The sequence below is a fragment of the Streptomyces sp. NPDC032198 genome, from assembly GCF_040636975.1.
Lineage (GTDB): Bacteria > Actinomycetota > Actinomycetes > Streptomycetales > Streptomycetaceae > Streptomyces.
The window spans coordinates 210,310-225,289 of sequence record NZ_JBEZVL010000002.1 but is presented as its reverse complement, the minus strand read 5'-3'; the positions used below and the strand labels follow the sequence as shown (position 1 = coordinate 225,289).

The 14,980-nt window shown below is 69.3% G+C and carries 18 protein-coding genes; 8 read left to right on the top strand and 10 right to left on the bottom strand.

The window, feature by feature from the left end:
* Positions 1 to 132 precede the first annotated feature (132 nt).
* Both AB0E78_RS06190 and AB0E78_RS06185 read right to left on the bottom strand, forming a co-directional pair.
* Positions 133 to 585 (bottom strand): GNAT family N-acetyltransferase, encoded by a 453-nt coding sequence (locus AB0E78_RS06190; protein WP_361828891.1) that lies wholly within the window; start codon positions 583 to 585, stop codon positions 133 to 135.
* 66 nt (positions 586 to 651) lie between these two features.
* Positions 652 to 1,110: a MarR family transcriptional regulator gene (locus AB0E78_RS06185; RefSeq protein WP_361828890.1), complete on the bottom strand. Its 459-nt coding sequence runs from the start codon at positions 1,108 to 1,110 to the stop codon at positions 652 to 654.
* Positions 1,111 to 1,250: 140 nt separating this feature from the next.
* Here AB0E78_RS06185 and AB0E78_RS06180 point away from each other — a divergent pair, with 140 nt between their 5' ends.
* The gene (locus tag AB0E78_RS06180) at positions 1,251 to 2,459 is read left to right on the top strand and encodes an MFS transporter (protein WP_361828888.1); all 1,209 of its coding nucleotides are present in this window, start codon (positions 1,251 to 1,253) and stop codon (positions 2,457 to 2,459) included.
* Positions 2,460 to 2,513: 54 nt separating this feature from the next.
* The gene (locus tag AB0E78_RS06175; protein WP_361828886.1) at positions 2,514 to 2,939 is read left to right on the top strand and encodes a heme-binding protein; all 426 of its coding nucleotides are present in this window, start codon (positions 2,514 to 2,516) and stop codon (positions 2,937 to 2,939) included.
* A 143-nt stretch (positions 2,940 to 3,082) separates the two neighbouring features.
* On the opposite strand, the gene AB0E78_RS06170 is transcribed toward AB0E78_RS06175, so the two are convergent.
* Positions 3,083 to 3,952 (bottom strand): GNAT family N-acetyltransferase, encoded by an 870-nt coding sequence (locus AB0E78_RS06170; protein ID WP_361828885.1) that lies wholly within the window; start codon positions 3,950 to 3,952, stop codon positions 3,083 to 3,085.
* Positions 3,953 to 3,957: 5 nt separating this feature from the next.
* A complete protein-coding gene (locus tag AB0E78_RS06165; RefSeq protein WP_361828884.1) occupies positions 3,958 to 4,509 on the bottom strand; it encodes a DUF2269 domain-containing protein in 552 nt (183 codons plus the stop codon).
* Between the two features lie 76 nt (positions 4,510 to 4,585).
* Between AB0E78_RS06165 and AB0E78_RS06160 the strand changes: the two genes are divergently transcribed.
* Both AB0E78_RS06160 and AB0E78_RS06155 read left to right on the top strand, forming a co-directional pair.
* A complete protein-coding gene (locus tag AB0E78_RS06160) occupies positions 4,586 to 5,218 on the top strand; it encodes an HAD-IB family phosphatase (protein ID WP_361828883.1) in 633 nt (210 codons plus the stop codon).
* 392 nt (positions 5,219 to 5,610) lie between these two features.
* Positions 5,611 to 7,173 (top strand): globin domain-containing protein, encoded by a 1,563-nt coding sequence (locus tag AB0E78_RS06155; RefSeq protein WP_361828882.1) that lies wholly within the window; start codon positions 5,611 to 5,613, stop codon positions 7,171 to 7,173.
* Positions 7,174 to 7,247: 74 nt separating this feature from the next.
* Here AB0E78_RS06155 and AB0E78_RS06150 read toward each other — a convergent pair whose 3' ends face one another.
* From AB0E78_RS06150 to AB0E78_RS06130, 5 genes are all read right to left on the bottom strand, one after another.
* Positions 7,248 to 7,730 carry an NUDIX hydrolase gene (locus tag AB0E78_RS06150; RefSeq protein WP_361828880.1) on the bottom strand — a complete coding sequence of 161 codons (483 nt, stop codon included), beginning with the start codon at positions 7,728 to 7,730 and terminating at the stop codon, positions 7,248 to 7,250.
* Positions 7,731 to 7,789: 59 nt separating this feature from the next.
* Positions 7,790 to 8,695, bottom strand: a complete 906-nt coding sequence (locus AB0E78_RS06145) for a LysR family transcriptional regulator (protein ID WP_361828879.1) — start codon at positions 8,693 to 8,695, stop codon at positions 7,790 to 7,792.
* 247 nt (positions 8,696 to 8,942) lie between these two features.
* Entirely contained in the window at positions 8,943 to 10,160 is a 1,218-nt protein-coding gene (locus AB0E78_RS06140) for a cystathionine gamma-lyase (protein ID WP_361828877.1), read from the bottom strand.
* Entirely contained in the window at positions 10,157 to 10,654 is a 498-nt protein-coding gene (locus AB0E78_RS06135; protein WP_361828876.1) for a low molecular weight protein-tyrosine-phosphatase, read from the bottom strand. Before AB0E78_RS06135 ends, AB0E78_RS06140 begins: the two co-directional genes overlap by 4 nt.
* Positions 10,655 to 10,663: 9 nt before the next feature.
* Positions 10,664 to 11,044: a phage holin family protein gene (locus AB0E78_RS06130; RefSeq protein WP_361828875.1), complete on the bottom strand. Its 381-nt coding sequence runs from the start codon at positions 11,042 to 11,044 to the stop codon at positions 10,664 to 10,666.
* Between the two features lie 71 nt (positions 11,045 to 11,115).
* On the opposite strand from AB0E78_RS06130, the gene AB0E78_RS06125 reads away from it, so the two are divergent.
* The 4 genes from AB0E78_RS06125 to AB0E78_RS06110 all read left to right on the top strand — a co-directional run bounded on the left by AB0E78_RS06125 (position 11,116) and on the right by AB0E78_RS06110 (position 13,368).
* Positions 11,116 to 11,433 carry a cupin domain-containing protein gene (locus AB0E78_RS06125; RefSeq protein WP_160506069.1) on the top strand — a complete coding sequence of 106 codons (318 nt, stop codon included), beginning with the start codon at positions 11,116 to 11,118 and terminating at the stop codon, positions 11,431 to 11,433.
* A gap of 158 nt (positions 11,434 to 11,591) precedes the next feature.
* Positions 11,592 to 11,813, top strand: a complete 222-nt coding sequence (locus AB0E78_RS06120; protein WP_249588932.1) for a DUF5326 family protein — start codon at positions 11,592 to 11,594, stop codon at positions 11,811 to 11,813.
* Positions 11,814 to 12,101: 288 nt separating this feature from the next.
* Entirely contained in the window at positions 12,102 to 12,827 is a 726-nt protein-coding gene (locus AB0E78_RS06115) for an IclR family transcriptional regulator C-terminal domain-containing protein (RefSeq protein WP_361829528.1), read from the top strand.
* Positions 12,828 to 12,930: 103 nt separating this feature from the next.
* A complete protein-coding gene (locus AB0E78_RS06110) occupies positions 12,931 to 13,368 on the top strand; it encodes an SsgA family sporulation/cell division regulator (RefSeq protein ID WP_361828873.1) in 438 nt (145 codons plus the stop codon).
* Positions 13,369 to 13,459: 91 nt separating this feature from the next.
* Here AB0E78_RS06110 and AB0E78_RS06105 read toward each other — a convergent pair whose 3' ends face one another.
* On the bottom strand, positions 13,460 to 14,920 hold the full coding sequence (locus AB0E78_RS06105; RefSeq protein WP_361828871.1) for a YibE/F family protein: 1,461 nt from the start codon (positions 14,918 to 14,920) through the stop codon (positions 13,460 to 13,462).
* Positions 14,921 to 14,980 lie beyond the last annotated feature (60 nt).

The following is a 14,980-nucleotide window of genomic DNA, read 5'->3' as shown; positions in this document are numbered from 1 at the left end:
GGGGGGGGGGGGGTTTTGCGTTTTTGGGGGGGGGGGTTGTTTTGGGGGTGTCCGCCCCGGGTTTTGTTGGGGGGGGGGGGTTTTTTTTATCAAACCCCCCCCCCCCACCCGTGCGACGCATCAACAACAGCTTCAGAGCTGCAGCTTGAAGCCCACATGCGATGCCGTGAACCCGAGCCGCTCGTAGAAGCGGCGGGCATCGGTACGGGTGGCATCCGAGGTCAGCTGCACCAACTGGCAGCCCTGTCGCCGGGATTCATCGACGGCCCATTCGATGAAGCGGGTGCCGAGACCGCTGCCACGTTCGTCGGCGTGCACGCGCACGCCCTCGATGATCGACCGAAGCGCTCCCTTGCGGGACAGGCCCGGAACGATGGTGAGCTGGAGCGTGCCGACGACACGGCCCTCACGCACGGCGACGACCTGGTGCTGGTTCGGATCTCCGGCAAGGCGTTCGAACGCGGCGAGGTACGGAGTGAGGTCGTCCGGCGACTCGCGCGTGCTGCCCAGGGGGTCGTCGGCGAGCATCTCCACGATGGCGGGGATGTCGTCGGCGACTGCGGGGCGTATCTCAAGATCTCCCATGAGACGCAGCCTATGCAGCCACCGGCCTGCCGGACAGGGCAGGCCGCCGCTCGACTTCCACAGCCCCTACGCGGGGACCCGCACCGCTTCCACGGCCCTGACCAGCGGCGTGAGCTCCGGGTTCAGCGCCGCCTCGTCGAGCGCCTCGCGCAGTGCGGCGTCATTCGTGGGGCGTGCCTCGGCGAGGAGTGCGGTGCCCGCCTCGCTGACGTCCGTGTAGATGCCGCGGCGGTCGGTGGGGCACAGGTAGCGGGACAGCAGCCCGCGGTCCTCGAGCCGGGTGACCAGGCGCGTGGTGGCGCTCTGGCTGAGCACGACCGCGTCGGCGACCTGCTTCATCTGCAGGTGGCCGCCCTCCCCGTCGTGCTGGCGGCTGAGGACGTCCAGCAGGGAGTACTCGCGCACGCTCAGGTCGTGCTTGGCCTGCAGGGCGCGCTCGATGTGGGTCTCGATCTTCCCGTGGAGCAGGGAGAGCGCGCACCAGCCCTGCGCAAGGGCGGTGAGTGCGGGGTCCGTCGCTGTCATGGCTCTTGTTCCTCCGTCCCGGAGCTGCTGAGACCAGGATAGTCCACCGCTGCAATATCCAGCGGTTGCAAGTAACCCGCGTGTGCAACTATTGTGGACGCAAGCTAAGCGCACCTGCAATCGTCTTGGAAGGTAGAACCATGCCTCTCGCGCTACTGGCCCTCGCGATCGGGGCCTTCGGAATCGGGACCACAGAGTTCGTGATCATGGGACTCCTCCCTGAGGTCGCGGGTGACTTCGGCGTTTCCATCCCCACGGCCGGTCTTCTCGTCACCGGCTACGCACTCGGCGTCGTACTCGGCGCTCCCCTGATGACGGTCCTCGGCACCCGCATCTCGCGCAAACGCATGCTGATGCTGCTCATGGGCCTGTTCATCGCGGGCAACCTGCTCTCCGCGGTAGCCCCGGTCTTCGGCGTCATGCTGGCGGGCCGCGTCGTCGCCTCGCTCGCCCACGGTGCCTTCTTCGGCATCGGCTCGGTCGTCGCGGCCGAACTGGTCGCACCGCAGAAGAAGGCCGGAGCCATCGCCATGATGTTCACGGGCCTGACCGTGGCCAACGTGGTCGGAGTGCCGCTCGGCACGCTCGTCGGGCAGACCCTCGGCTGGCGCGTCACCTTCTCCATCGTGGCGGGACTCGGCGTCATCGGCCTCGTCGGGATCGCCAAGCTCGTTCCTGAACTGCCCAAGCCCGAGGGCGTACGGCTGCGCCACGAGCTGGCCGCGTTCCGCAACGTCCAGGTGCTGCTCGCCATGGCGATGACCATCCTCGGCTTCGGCGGAGTCTTCGCGGCCGTCACCTACCTGGCGCCCATGATGACGGACGTCGCCGGCTACGCGGACTCCTCCGTGACCTGGCTCCTCGTCCTCTTCGGCCTCGGCATGGTCGCGGGCAACCTGGTCGGCGGGAAGTTCGCGGACCGGGCCCTGATGCCGCTGCTCTACATCTCGCTGAGCTCGCTGGCCGTCGTGCTCGCCCTCTTCACCCTCACCGCCCACAACAAGATCGCGGCAGCCGTGACCATCACGCTCATCGGCGCGCTGGGCTTCGCCACCGTGCCGCCGCTGCAGAAGCGGGTGCTCGACCAGGCCTCCGGCGCCCCGACCCTCGCCTCGGCCATGAACATCGGCGCCTTCAACCTCGGCAACGCGCTCTCGGCCTGGCTCGGCGGCCTCGTGATCTCCGCGGGCCTCGGCTACACCGCCCCGAACTGGGTGGGCGCGGCCCTCGCGGGCTCCGCGCTCCTCCTCGCCGTCGTCTCGGCCGCGCTCGAGCGTCGCTCGGCCGCTCCCAGCCTGGTCGTGGCGGGCGTGACCCCTGTCGAGCAGCCGACGCCCGTCCACCACTGACCCCATCACCCCCACTAGCCCTCTCATGAGCACCACCGCACAAGGAGAAACCCCATGAGCACCGCCACCCCCGCCGTCGCCCCGCTGACCACGCAGGACGCCGAGGCCCTCGTCACCGCGGCCCGTCGCGCGGCCGAGGCGGCCGATGTCACGGTCAGCGTCACCGTCCTCGACGCGGGCGGCCATCTGCTCGCCTTCCGGCGCGACGACCGGGCCGTACTGATCTCCGGCGAGACCAGCACGCGCAAGGCGTACACGGCGCTCCAGCTCAACGCCCCGACCGCCGACCTCGTCGACCTGGTGAAGCCCGACGGCCCCTTCCACACCCTGCCCACCGCCCTCGACCGGCCGCTGCTCTTCATCGCCGGTGGCGTCCCCGTCCACCGTGACGGCCGTCTGATCGGTTCCGTCGGCGTCGGCGGTGGAGCTCCCGAGCAGGATCACGGGTTCGCCACGGCGGCCGTGCAGACCCTCGCGTAGTACGACACCGCGGGTACGACACCGCGCGAGGACATGACGAAGGCCCGCCCCCAAGTACCGGGAACCATCCGGCGTTTGGGGGCGGGCCTTTGCGTTCGGTCAGTGGGGTTCCGTACAACGGTCAGCGCGGTTCAGTACTGCCGTCAGCCGGCCGCGACCGTCAGCGGCGCGAAGCGACGGGTCCAGTCGCCGGGCAACTCGGGGACGCCGTACGTCATCACGGCATTGAAGGCGGTCGGCGCGAGGCCCCGCTCCTTCACCCAGGTGAGCAACTCTTCGTGGCGTACGTCGATGTCGGTGCGCAGCGGTCGGTCCGAGCCCTCGGCGAGTGAGGCGATCAAGGCCTTCGCCGTCTCCGTGTCGGGTGCGATCAGAGGGCCGATGACATGGGTCTCCATGTTCGGCCAGGCACCCGCGTAGCCCGTGATCGTGCCGTCCGACTCCGCGACCCGCAGCTGGTCGACGAAGGCGGGGAGCCGGGTGAGCACGTGAGTGCGGTCGAGGCCGAAGACCTCGGTGTCGAGACGGACGATCGCCGGCAGGTCCTCCGCGGTCGCCGGCCGGGTGGCGACTTCCGGCAGCGGGCCGCCGGGGGTGAACCGGCCGCGGACCATCTCGGCGCGCCCGGTGGTCTTGAAGCCGAGCTGCTCGTAGAGGGGCTGGCCGGTCGGCGTCGCGTGGAGGGTGAGCGGGGTGGTGCCCGCGCCCTCGACGACGTACCGCATCAGGCGGCGGCCGAGGCCCTTGCGTGCGTGCCGCTCGGCGACGAGGACCATGCCGATCGCTCCGAGGCCGGGGCGCTCGTGTGGTCCGTACTCGGTCACCACACAGGCGGCCACGAGGCCGTCACCGTCGGGGTCGTCGATGCCGTAGCCCGTACCGGCCGAGAGCAGCAGCCCCCATTTATGGTCCTCGCGTGGCCAGCCTCGATCCTGCGACAGGTCGGCGCAGGCGGTGAGATCACGGAGGGTCAGCCGGCGGATGGGCAGGGCGGAGAGGGTAGGTGTCGACACTCGGCTCAGGCTGTCTGACGCATGACCTTGGCGTCCACCGGTTTGCGGGCAGAAGCACGTTGGTTTTGGTCACGTTGCTTCCGGCCACGGCGGGTCAGGCCCCAGGGCTTGAGCACCGAGATGACCGTCATGAAGAGATAGGCGCTCAGGGAGACGACGGGGCCCGCGATCAAGTCGGTCGGATCCGTCACCGGGGCGCCCGCGGACACGATGGCGACCGTGTCGTTGATGCCCGGACGCAGCGCGAACGCCGACGCGGCGGTGGTGGCCAGGGTCAGCCAGAACTTCGTGTAGACCCAGCGGTGCCTGGCAAGGCCCCAGGGAGTCCCGAGGGACAGCAGCAGACCGCTCAACAGCGTGAGCAGCGCGAGCGGCAGCACCAGCCAGTCCGTGAACAGTTTCATGGAGCGGGCGGCGGCCTCGGTGACCGCGGCGGAATCCGTGGTGATGGCCGCGAAGGCCAGCGCGAGCAGGCCGAGCGTGAGCCCGAGCCAGCCTGCGGCGGCGATGACATGGACGACGAGGGTGGCCCGGCGAGCGGGGCGGCGTAGTTTCACGTGAAACACGGTGCCGGGATCGGCGGCCGAAGGCGTCTGACGGCGGGAGTAACCGCGGGTACTAGCCTCGGCGTACATGGCACGCCTTCACCTCTTCGACCTGGACGGAACGCTGCTGCACGGCACGGCGGCTCCCGTGGAGATCTCGCGCCAGCTCGGCCTCGACGCGGAAATCGCGGAGCTGGAACGGGACTTCGTGGCGCAGCGAATCGACTCGCCGCAGTACGCGGCCCGTGTGCACGCCCTGTGGGCGGACCTCACGGACGCGCAGGTCACCGCCGCCTTCGACGGTGCGCCGTGGCTGACGGGGATCCGTGAGACCTGGGCGGAGATCCGGGAGGGCGGCGATTACTGCGCGGTGATCTCGCTGTCACCGTCGTTCTTCGTGGAGCGGCTGCTCGGCTGGGGCGCGCATGCCGCGCACGGCTCGATTTTCCCCGCCGTGCCGTTCACCGAGCCGGTGAATCCGACGGGCATTCTCAACGCCGCGGCCAAGGTGAAGATCGCGAACCGGCTCTGTGAAGAGTTCGGGGTGGGGCGGTCCGATTGCGTCGCTTATGGAGACTCGCTCTCCGACCTGGAGCTGTTCGGAGCGGTGCCCGTCTCGGTCGCCGTCAATGCGGATCAGCGGCTGGTCGGGCTCGCGACCCACTCTTATGTCGGGCGTGATCTGCGTAAGGCGTATGAATTGGTGCGCGACGCCCGGTAATTGGAGCAATTGGCGGGCGCCGGTCGCTTAATTCCTGGTTAAGGGCGGTGGGACTTGTGTGCCGGACGGCTGCCGGTATGGTCGAGTCCGGTTCGGGCCGGGTGCTCTTTGGGCACCCCTGGGGGGCACGGCGGAGGGCAACGAAGCCTAACGGGGCGAAGTGATCGAAGACCTGAACTTTCCGTTATGCGACCGGCGTGACGGCGAGGGATGGGACGCTGCCGTGAGAGGACTGCGGGCAATGTCACATTTGACACCTACTTGTCCGTAGGGTCCGGTGATTCGAGGTTCAATGTGGCCACATTGGCTGCCGAGGCGGAGCGGGGAAAGTAAGCGGCTTCCTTCAGGGAAGTGCACGGACCGACTGAGAGATGTTCGAGGCGAGGCACAGCATGGACGCTCCGACCACCACGTCGGCGGGCAACGGCACTTCTGGTGACAGCGGCGGTGGAGGCGGCTGGTTCACCCCACGGAAGGCGCCGAAGCCGTCGGAGGGCGGCGAGCAGCAGACCCAGGCCGAAGGTGGCGAGCCCGAGGCGACCGAGGGCCGTCGGGTCTCCGCCATACGTCCCGTGGGCAGGCCCGGCACGGCTGCACCCGGCCCGGAGGCCGGCCCCGCGCCCCAACCCGGCGACGCGGCAGCGGAGCGAATACCGGCCGCCCGGGAAGCAGCCGCACTGACGCCCGCATCGGCTCCCGCACAGGCGCCCGCTCCCTTCGCGCGGCAGAACGCGCCGCAGAACGCGCCGCAGAGCGCTCCCCAGAGCGCACCTCAGGCCCCGGCGCCCCAGGCCGAGCCGCCGCGCTCCGAGCGCGTACCGGAACCACGGAAGCCCTCCCCCACGGGTTCCCCCGACGCGATCCGCGTCCAGCGCACCATGGCCGAAATAGCCCCCGTCGCCGACAAGGTGACCTCGTACTTCTACGCGCTGCTCTTCACCCGGCACCCCGACCTGCGCCCCTTGTTCCCCGCCGCGATGGACACCCAGCGCGACCGGCTGCTCAAGGCGCTGCTGACCGCCGCCGAGAACATCGACCACGCCGACGCGCTCGCCGCGTATCTGAAGAACCTCGGGCGTGGACACCGCAAGTACGGCACCCGGCCCGAGCACTACCCGGCCGTCGGCGAATGCCTGATCGGCTCGCTCAGCCGGTACGCGAGCGCGATCTGGGACGAGGAGACCGAGGCCGCCTGGGTCCGGACGTACACGACGATCTCCCAGATCATGATCGACGCGGCCGCCGCGGATGAACTGCGCGCCCCTGCCTGGTGGCTCGCCGAGGTCGTCTCGCATGACCTCAGGACGCCTGACATCGCTGTCGTCACCGTCCGCCCCGACCAGCCCTACCCCTTCCTGGCAGGCCAGTACACGAGCCTGGAGACGCCTTGGTGGCCGCGGATCTGGCGGCACTACTCCTTCGCGTCGGCGCCGCGCTCCGACGGACTGCTCTCGTTCCATGTGAAGGCCGTCCCCGCGGGCTGGGTCTCCAACGCCCTGGTGCACCACGCCCGCCCCGGTGATGTCCTGCGCCTCGGCGCGCCCGCGGGGTCGATGACCGTCGACCATTCCACCGACAGCGGCCTGCTCTGTCTGGGCGGGGGCACCGGCATCGCCCCCATCAAGGCGCTCGTCGAGGACGTCGCCGAGCACGGCGAGCGGCGGCCGGTCGAGGTCTTCTACGGAGCCCGCACCGACCACGACCTGTACGACATCGACACGATGCTGCGCCTCCAGCAGACCCATCCCTGGCTCTCGGTCCGCCCCGTCGTCGACGGGCACGCCCACTTCCCGGACGCCGTGCGCGAGTACGGCCCCTGGAACGAGTACGACGCGTACCTCTCGGGCCCGCCCGGCATGATCCGTAGTGGGGTGGACGCGCTGCGCGACGTCGGCATCCCGGCCGGCCGCATCCGCCACGACTCCGTCGAGGAACTGGTCACCACGGGCGATTAGTCCCGATCAGGCAGCCCCGATCAGGTCCCATGGTCAGGTCCCCTGGTCAGTGATGTGCAGCCAGCTGGGCAGAATCAGCCCAGGTCAGGGGCGTGCATCGCTCGTACGCCCTCGATGTTGCCGTCCAGGTAGTGCCGCAGCGACAGCGGTACGAGGTGGACCGAGGCGATACCGACCCGGGTGAAGGGCACATGGACGATCTCGTACTCGCCGCACGGCTCCTCGATCTCCGGGCCGTGCCGCAGCGAGACGTCCATGGACTCCAGGCGGCAGACGAAGAAGTGCTGGACCTTGACGCCGGTCGCGCCACCGTCCTCGCCGATGTGCTCGACGGTGTCCACGAAGCAGGGCACCACGTCGGAGATCTTGGCGCCGAGCTCCTCGTGAACCTCACGATGGAGCGCGTCGACGACGGTCGCGTCCTCCGGCTCCACGCCGCCACCGGGGGTGAGCCAGTAGGGATCGACGCCGGGTTTGGTCCGCTTGATCAGGATCAGGTCGTCGCCATCGAGCAGGACGGCGCGTGCGGTGCGCTTGACCACGGGTCGGACGGTCATGGGAGGAATGTGGCCCGGACTGTTCCACGTGAAACATCGTGAACCAGCCGGAGTCCTCCTCAAGTCCAGTCGACGGCAGCGCGCAGCAGCCACTCGTGCGCCCGCGCGATGTGCGTCATGGCGAGCGTGCCGGTGCGTACGACCAGGAAATACGTGCGCAGGGGCGGCACCGCCGGGTCAAGCAGGGCCACGACCTCGCCACTCTTCAAGGCGGGCGCACAGAGATAGCGCGGCAGCACGGCAAGACCCGCCCCGCTGGCGACACAGGAGAGCACCGCCCGTAGGTCCGGCACGATGACGGCGCCCGATGCGGCCGGACGGGTGTCGAAGACGGCGGACCAGTAGCGGGCGACCAGCGGCAGCGACTCGTGCACCTCCACCACGGGCAGGTTCTCCAGCGCCGAAGCGCCCTTGCGGCGCACCGTGCCGGGTCCGATGCGCGCCGCCCAGTGCGGTCCCGCGACCAGGACGTGCTCCTCGTCGCACAGCGGCGTCGCGGTGAGCAGTGAGCCGCGCGGTCTGGCGGTGGTGATGGCCAGGTCGTGATGCCCGGCCGAGAGCCCCTCGATGACTTCCTCCGCGTTGCCGAACGAGGTACGCAGTGCGTAGCCCTGTCCGTCCTGCCCGGTCAGCGAAGTGAGGGCGGGTAACGCGCGGGCCGCGGTGAACTCCGGGGGCCCCGCGAGGTGGAGGGTGCGGACCGAGGAGTCTTCTTCGAGGCCTGTCTCGGCGATCTCCACCAGGGCGTCGAGATGCGGCGCGGCCTTGTGGGCGAGCTCGTCCCCGATGGTCGTGGGCGTGACGCCGCGCGCCTGGCGCAGGAACAGAGGGCGGCCGAGCTGCTGCTCAAGGGTGCGTATCTGCGAGGTGACGGCCGGCTGGGACAGGCCGAGCAGGGCAGCCGCGCGCGTGAAGGAACCGGCCCGGTGCACGGTCACGAACGTGCGCAACAAGGCCAGATCCACGGCGACGCCCTCCCCTCTCGGCCCTCGGACCGCGCCCAACTATAAATATGTCGATAGGTGTCTGCCGCTACTGTGATTGGACACTGACACAGAGTCAACTAGCCTGGTTCGCGCGGTTCTTCGCGCGCGGAACCGGAACGGTCCGAGCCACGAGGGGGGAGGCTCGGGCCGTTCGTTGTGCGTACTCCAGTACTAGTTCTGCGTGCTCCAGCAGTAGCCGCGAGGGGCCCGCACGCAGTCGGGGCCGTCAGCCCGCCGACTCGTCCAGCGCGCGCAGCACGTCCCCGACCAGGTCATCAGGGTCCTCGGACCCGGCGGAGAGGCGGATGAAGCCCTCCGCGACGGCGTCCCCTCCCCAGCGGCCACGCCGCTCCGCGGTGGAACGCACGCCGCCGAAGCTCGTCGCGTCGTCGACCAGACGCAGTGCGTCGAGGAAACGATCGGCACGGGCGCGTGAGGGCAACGTGAAGGAGACCACGCACCCGAAGCGCCGCATCTGCCGCGAAGCGATCTTGTACGAGGGGTCGTCGGGCAGCCCCGGGTAGCGGAGCCCCGTCACCTCACCGCGGGCGCGCAGCGCCTCGGCCAGGGCAAGGGCGTTGGCGTTCTGGCGCTCGGCGCGCAGCTGGAGCGTGGCGAGCGAGCGATGCGCCAGCCAGGCCTCCATCGGCCCCGGGATGGCCCCGACGATCTTGCGCCAGCGCCGCACTGAAGCGGTCAGCTCCGCGTCGCGGCAGGCGACGTACCCAAGGAGGATGTCGCCGTGGCCGGTGAGCATCTTGGTGCCGCTGGCCACGGAGAAGTCCGCGCCGAGGTCCAGGGGACGCTGACCGAGCGGCGTGGCCAGGGTGTTGTCGACCGCCACGAGGGCTCCACGCGCGTGTGCCGCGTCGGCGAGGCGCCGTACGTCGCACACGTCGAGACCCGGGTTCGACGGCGTCTCGATCCACAGCAGCTTGGCGCCGTCCAGGACGTCGAGCTGGGCGTCGCCGCCGGTCGGGGCGGTGCGCACCTCGATGCCGTACGCCGTGAGCTGCTCTTTGACGAGAGGCAGCACCTGATAGCCGTCGTCCGGCAGGACGACTACATCACCGGCGCGCAGCTGGGAGAAGAGCACGGCCGAGATGGCGGCCATCCCGGAGGCGAAGACCAGGGTCTCGACGTCCGTGCCGGCGGCTCCGTCACTGCCGTCGCCCGGTGCCTCGAGCTCGCCGATGGCCTGTTCGAGCAGCGTCCAGGTCGGGTTGTCGTCCCGGCCGTAGGTGTACGGCCCGGTGGGATCACCCGGCAGGTGGAAGTGCGCGGCGAACACCGGCCCCGGGAGGGTCGGCTCGTGCTTCACCGGCTCGGGGAGGCCGGCCCGCACCGCTCTCGTGCCGTCGCCCATCGCGGCGCGTGTTCCCACGCCTGTGCCTGCGGCCGTTCCCTCGCCGGTACCTGCGGATATCGCTGCGGAGTCCGTCATGCCGCCCGCCCTTCCCTTGCTTCGCGTACGGCGTCGAGCAGACCTTCGCTCGCCGCCTCCACCATTCTCAGGCACGCGTCGAACCCGTCGTCGTCCCCGTAGTACGGGTCGGGGACGTCCAGGTCGCCGAGGCCGGCCGCCACGGGATCGTACGAGCGCAGCAGCCGCACCTTGTCCGCGTCGGCCGGCGTGGGCGCGAGGCGGCGCAGGGCTCGGTGATGGCCGGAGTCCAGGGCGATCACCAGGTCGATCCGGGGGAACCAGGAGACCTGGAAACGGCGCGCCACGTGATCGCTCTCGTAGCCGGCCGCCGTCAGGACGGAGACGGCGCGCGGATCGGCGCCGTCCCCCTCGTGCCAGCCGTCGGTGCCCGCACTGTCCACCTGGACGAGGCCGCCGAGTCCGGCCTCGTCCACCCGGGCACGGAAGACGGCGGCGGCCATGGGGGACCGGCAGATGTTGCCGGTACACACGAAGCACACGGAGAAGGGCATGGGGTGGACTCAGTCCTTGTCGTCGGGCAGGACGACGTTCATCGCCCAGGACACGATCGAGATGATCAGGCCGCCCAGGACGGCGGTCCAGAATCCCTCGACGTGGAAACTCACGTCGAACTTGTCGGCCAGCCACGACGTGAGCAGCAGCATCAGGGCGTTGACCACGAGCGTGATCAGGCCGAGCGTCAGGATGAACAGGGGGAAGGTGAGCACCTTCACGACCGGCTTGACCAGGAAGTTCACCAGGCCGAAGAGCAGTGCGACGACGATCAGCGTGAGCGTCTTCTTGCCCGTGCTGTCGCCGGTGAGCGTGATCTTGTCGAGGAGCCACACGGCGACGGCCAGGGCCGCCGCGTTGGCGATCGTCTTGACTACGAAATTCTTCATGTGTCTGATCGTTGCAGACGGACGGCCAGAGCGGTCGGTTCGCTGGCTGGGGCAAGGGGCGTACGAGGACGATGAAGGCATTCCGGCTGGATGAACTGGAGACGGAGCGCGCCGCGAACGACGGTGCGTACCTGCAGTTTCTGCGCGAGCGGAACATGTCGGTCGGGCTGTACGCGCTCGACGCCGGGGAGTCCGATCCCCAGCAGCCTCACCAGCAGGACGAGGTGTACATGATCGTCAGCGGACGGGCGTCGATCACGGTCGGCATGGAGACCACCCAAGTCGCGCGCGGCAGCGTGGTGTACGTGCCCGCCGGGGTGGCCCACAAGTTCCACCACATCAGCGAGGACCTGCGGGTGCTCGTCGTCTTCTCCCCGCCGGAGGGCTGATCCTCTACGCCGCAGGGCTGACTTCTCAGGGCTGCGACCTCGGGGTTCCCTAGGGGGCGGATCAGGGGAGGACAAGGGATGCGAGGCCCCCGTCGGGTCCTCCGCCCGCCTAGCATCGAATGCAAGAAGCAGGACGGATGCGGAGAGAGGTAAGGACGATGGCAGCGCAGGAGATCTTCTCGGGATTGCCGTGGTGGGTGAAGTGGATCGCGGTGCCTGTCATCGCGCTGGTCGTCTTCGGCGGTTTGATAGCGAGCGTCGTGGGATTCGTGGTCGGTCTGTTGTTCAAGGCACTGATTTTCGTCGCCTTGGTGGGTGGACTCATCTACGTCGTACGGAAGTTCATATCCGGCTCGACCTCTTCCCGCAGCGATTGGTGACTTCTGGCAACAGTTCGCTCGGGCGGGGGAAGTTTCCTGGTGCGGCGCCTTAGGTCGGCGGCCAACGGTTAGAGTCCGAAAACCGGCGCGGGGTGAGCCCCGCGCGTGGGCGCACTGCGCTCCCACCCGTGTATCCCCGGGCACGGGCGGAACCCCCACGCGTTTCGGGAGTGACCCTTGGCCACGGTTGACGCCACACCCGCCGACATCTCCTCCAACGACCCCCCGTTCGAGGCATCGCCGACCGTCACGGCCTCAACTGCGGCCGCGCCGACTCTCATTGGCTCGGTGCAGCGGGCGATGCACCTGCTGGAGGCCGCTTCAGCGCATCAGGAGGGGGCGCCCGCCAAACAGCTGGCCCGGGAGGCCGGGCTCGCACTCCCCACGGCGTATCACCTGCTGCGCACGCTGACGCACGAGGGCTATCTGCGCCGGGAGAAGGGCGTGTTCGTGCTCGGGGAGGCGGCCGAGAGGCTGAGTGCGAGCGGGGCGCAGCAGAATCGTCGCGGCATGATCGGTGAGGCTCTTGAGCACTGGCGGGACGCCATCGGCGTACCGGTGTACTTCGCCGTCTACCGGGAGGGCGAGATCGAGGTCGTGGCCGTCGCGGACACACCCGGGAACCCGGCGGTGGAGGAATGGGCCGACTTCCGCGAGACCGGACACGCCCATGCGATCGGGCAATGTCTGCTCGCTCAACTCGACGACGAACAGCGGCAGGACCACCTCTCCCGCTATCCGGTGCAGTCGATCACCCGGTACTCGGTCCGTGACCACCGGAGTTTCATCCGGCGCCTGGACGCTATGGGCCGGATGAAGCCCGTGGTGGAGCGGCAGGAGTACGCGCTGGGAACGGTCTGCGCCGCGATTCCGATCACTGCGGGTAACACCGCGGCCACCATGGCAATTTCCGTTCCGTCCTATCAGGCGGACCGGCTACTCCCTGCGGCTGAACGCTTGCAGAATGAGATCGGAAGGCTACTGGGGACACTTGCCTTCTCTATCAGCATCTGAAAACTCACTCCTTGTGATCTGATGTGTACGTTAAGCAAGATGCCATGAGTGTCAGGGAGTTGGTTCCTGGCCAGTCGAGCTTTAGCGACGGGGTAGGCGGACGATGCGCGAGTCGGTCCAGGCAGAGGTCATGATGAGCTTCCTCGTTTCCGAGGAGCTGTCGTTTCGCATCCCGGTGGAGCTGCGTTATGAGACCGGCGATCCCTACGCCGTCCGGCTGACCTTCCATCTCCCCGGAGACGCACCCGTGACCTGGGCCTTCGGGCGGGAGCTGCTGGTCGACGGGGTGGGCGGGGCGTGCGGTGACGGGGATGTGCACATCGCCCCCACCGATCCCGAGCTGCTCGACGATGTACTGATCCGGCTTCAGGTCGGTGCGGATCAGGCGCTGTTCCGGGCGGGGATCCCACCGCTCCTCGCCTTCTTGGACCGTACGGACAAGCTGGTTCCGCTGGGGCAGGAGCGGGCGCTCGCCGACTTCGAGACGCACCTGGACGAAGCGCTGGACCGGATCCTCGCCGAGGAGCAGAGCGCGGGCTGACTCCGCGAACCAAGGGGCGCAGCCGTACGGCAGATTGGTGCATTTCGTGGCATCGGCCGCGTAAGCCTTGCGGCGCCGGGCCGCGCGAGCCTCAGGCCTTGCGGCGTCGGCCTTTTCCGCCGCGGCTCTGCTTGGGTGCGGGCAGGACGGGGGTGGCGGGGGCGGCGGGAGTGGCACCGCCTCCGGGGTGGGCCGCGCCTCCAGCGTTGCTCGCGCCTCCCGGGTGGCTCGCGCCTCCCGGGCGGGCCGCGCTTCCCGTGTGGCCCGTGGGAGTCGAGCGGTCGGCCGAGACCACCAGGGCCGCGAGCGCGGTCGTCACCGGTACGGAGGCGACCAGGCCGATCGAGCCGACCAGGGTGCGCACGATCTCCTCGGCCACCAGCTCGCTGTTGGCCACCGTGCCCACGCTGCTCTGGGCGATCGAGAAGAGCAGCAGCAGGGGCAGCGCGGCACCCGCGTAGGCCAGGACCAGGGTGTTGACGACCGAGGCGATGTGGTCGCGGCCGATGCGGATGGCGGCGCCGTACAGACCGCGCCAGCCCATCGTGGGGTTGGCCTGGTGCAGTTCCCAGACCGCGGACGTCTGCGTCACCGTCACGTCGTCGAGTACGCCGAGCGAGCCGATGATGACGCCGGCGAGCAGCAGACCGCTCATGTCGATGGACGGATACAGGCCGTGGATCAGGCCGGTGTTGTCGTCCGTGTTGCCCGTCAGCGAGGCCCAGCCGATGAAGAGCGAGCCGAGGAGGCCGATGAGGAGCAGGGAGATCAGCGTGCCGAGGACCGCGACCGAGGTACGCGCCGTGAGGCCATGGCACAGATAGAGCGCGATCAGCATGATGGCGCTGGCCCCGATCACCGCCACGACCAGCGGGTTCGAGCCCTGCAGGATCGCGGGCAGGATGAAGAACGTCAGGACCAGGAAGCTCAACGCCAGCGCCACCAGGGCCATGACGCCGCGCATTCGTCCCACCACGACCACGGCGAGTGCGAAGATCCCGGCGAGCAGCGCCATGGGGAGCTTCCGGTTCACGTCGGTGACCGAGTACTGCAACGCCTCGGGGGCCGTGGGCTCGTAGGCGACCACCACCTCCTGGCCCTGGCGCAACTGCCGCGGTGAGTCCGGCTGGACGATCTCGGTGAACGTGCGGCCCTTGTCCTTTCCGCTGGTCACCTCGATCGTCGCCTTCTTGCAGACGCCCTTCGCGCGGGACTGCGCGGACTGCTCCTCGGCGGTGGAGGTGTCGCCGTTGGGCGGAGTCTGGGAGGCGTTCACCTCACTGCAGGGGAGCTCTTTCAGCTTCGCCACCGTGGCTGACTGGGTCTGCCGGTCGAAGCCGACTCCGGTGCGTTCGTGGGACGGTGCGCCCCCTGGCCAGAACACCGCGAGCCCCACGACCACCGCCGCGGCGAAAGGAATCAGCACGGCGGCGATGACCTTGCGCAGATGCTTGGAGACGGGGGCGGCCGGGCCATGGCTGTGGGAGTGCCCGTGCGAGTCGTGCGGCACGTTCGGGGCGGGCGGCTGGGACGGCGGCTGTGTGGTGGTCACTGCCCGATCATCGCAAGAACGGAGGGGGCCCTCTGTTCAGCGCGCCCGACGGGACGCTAG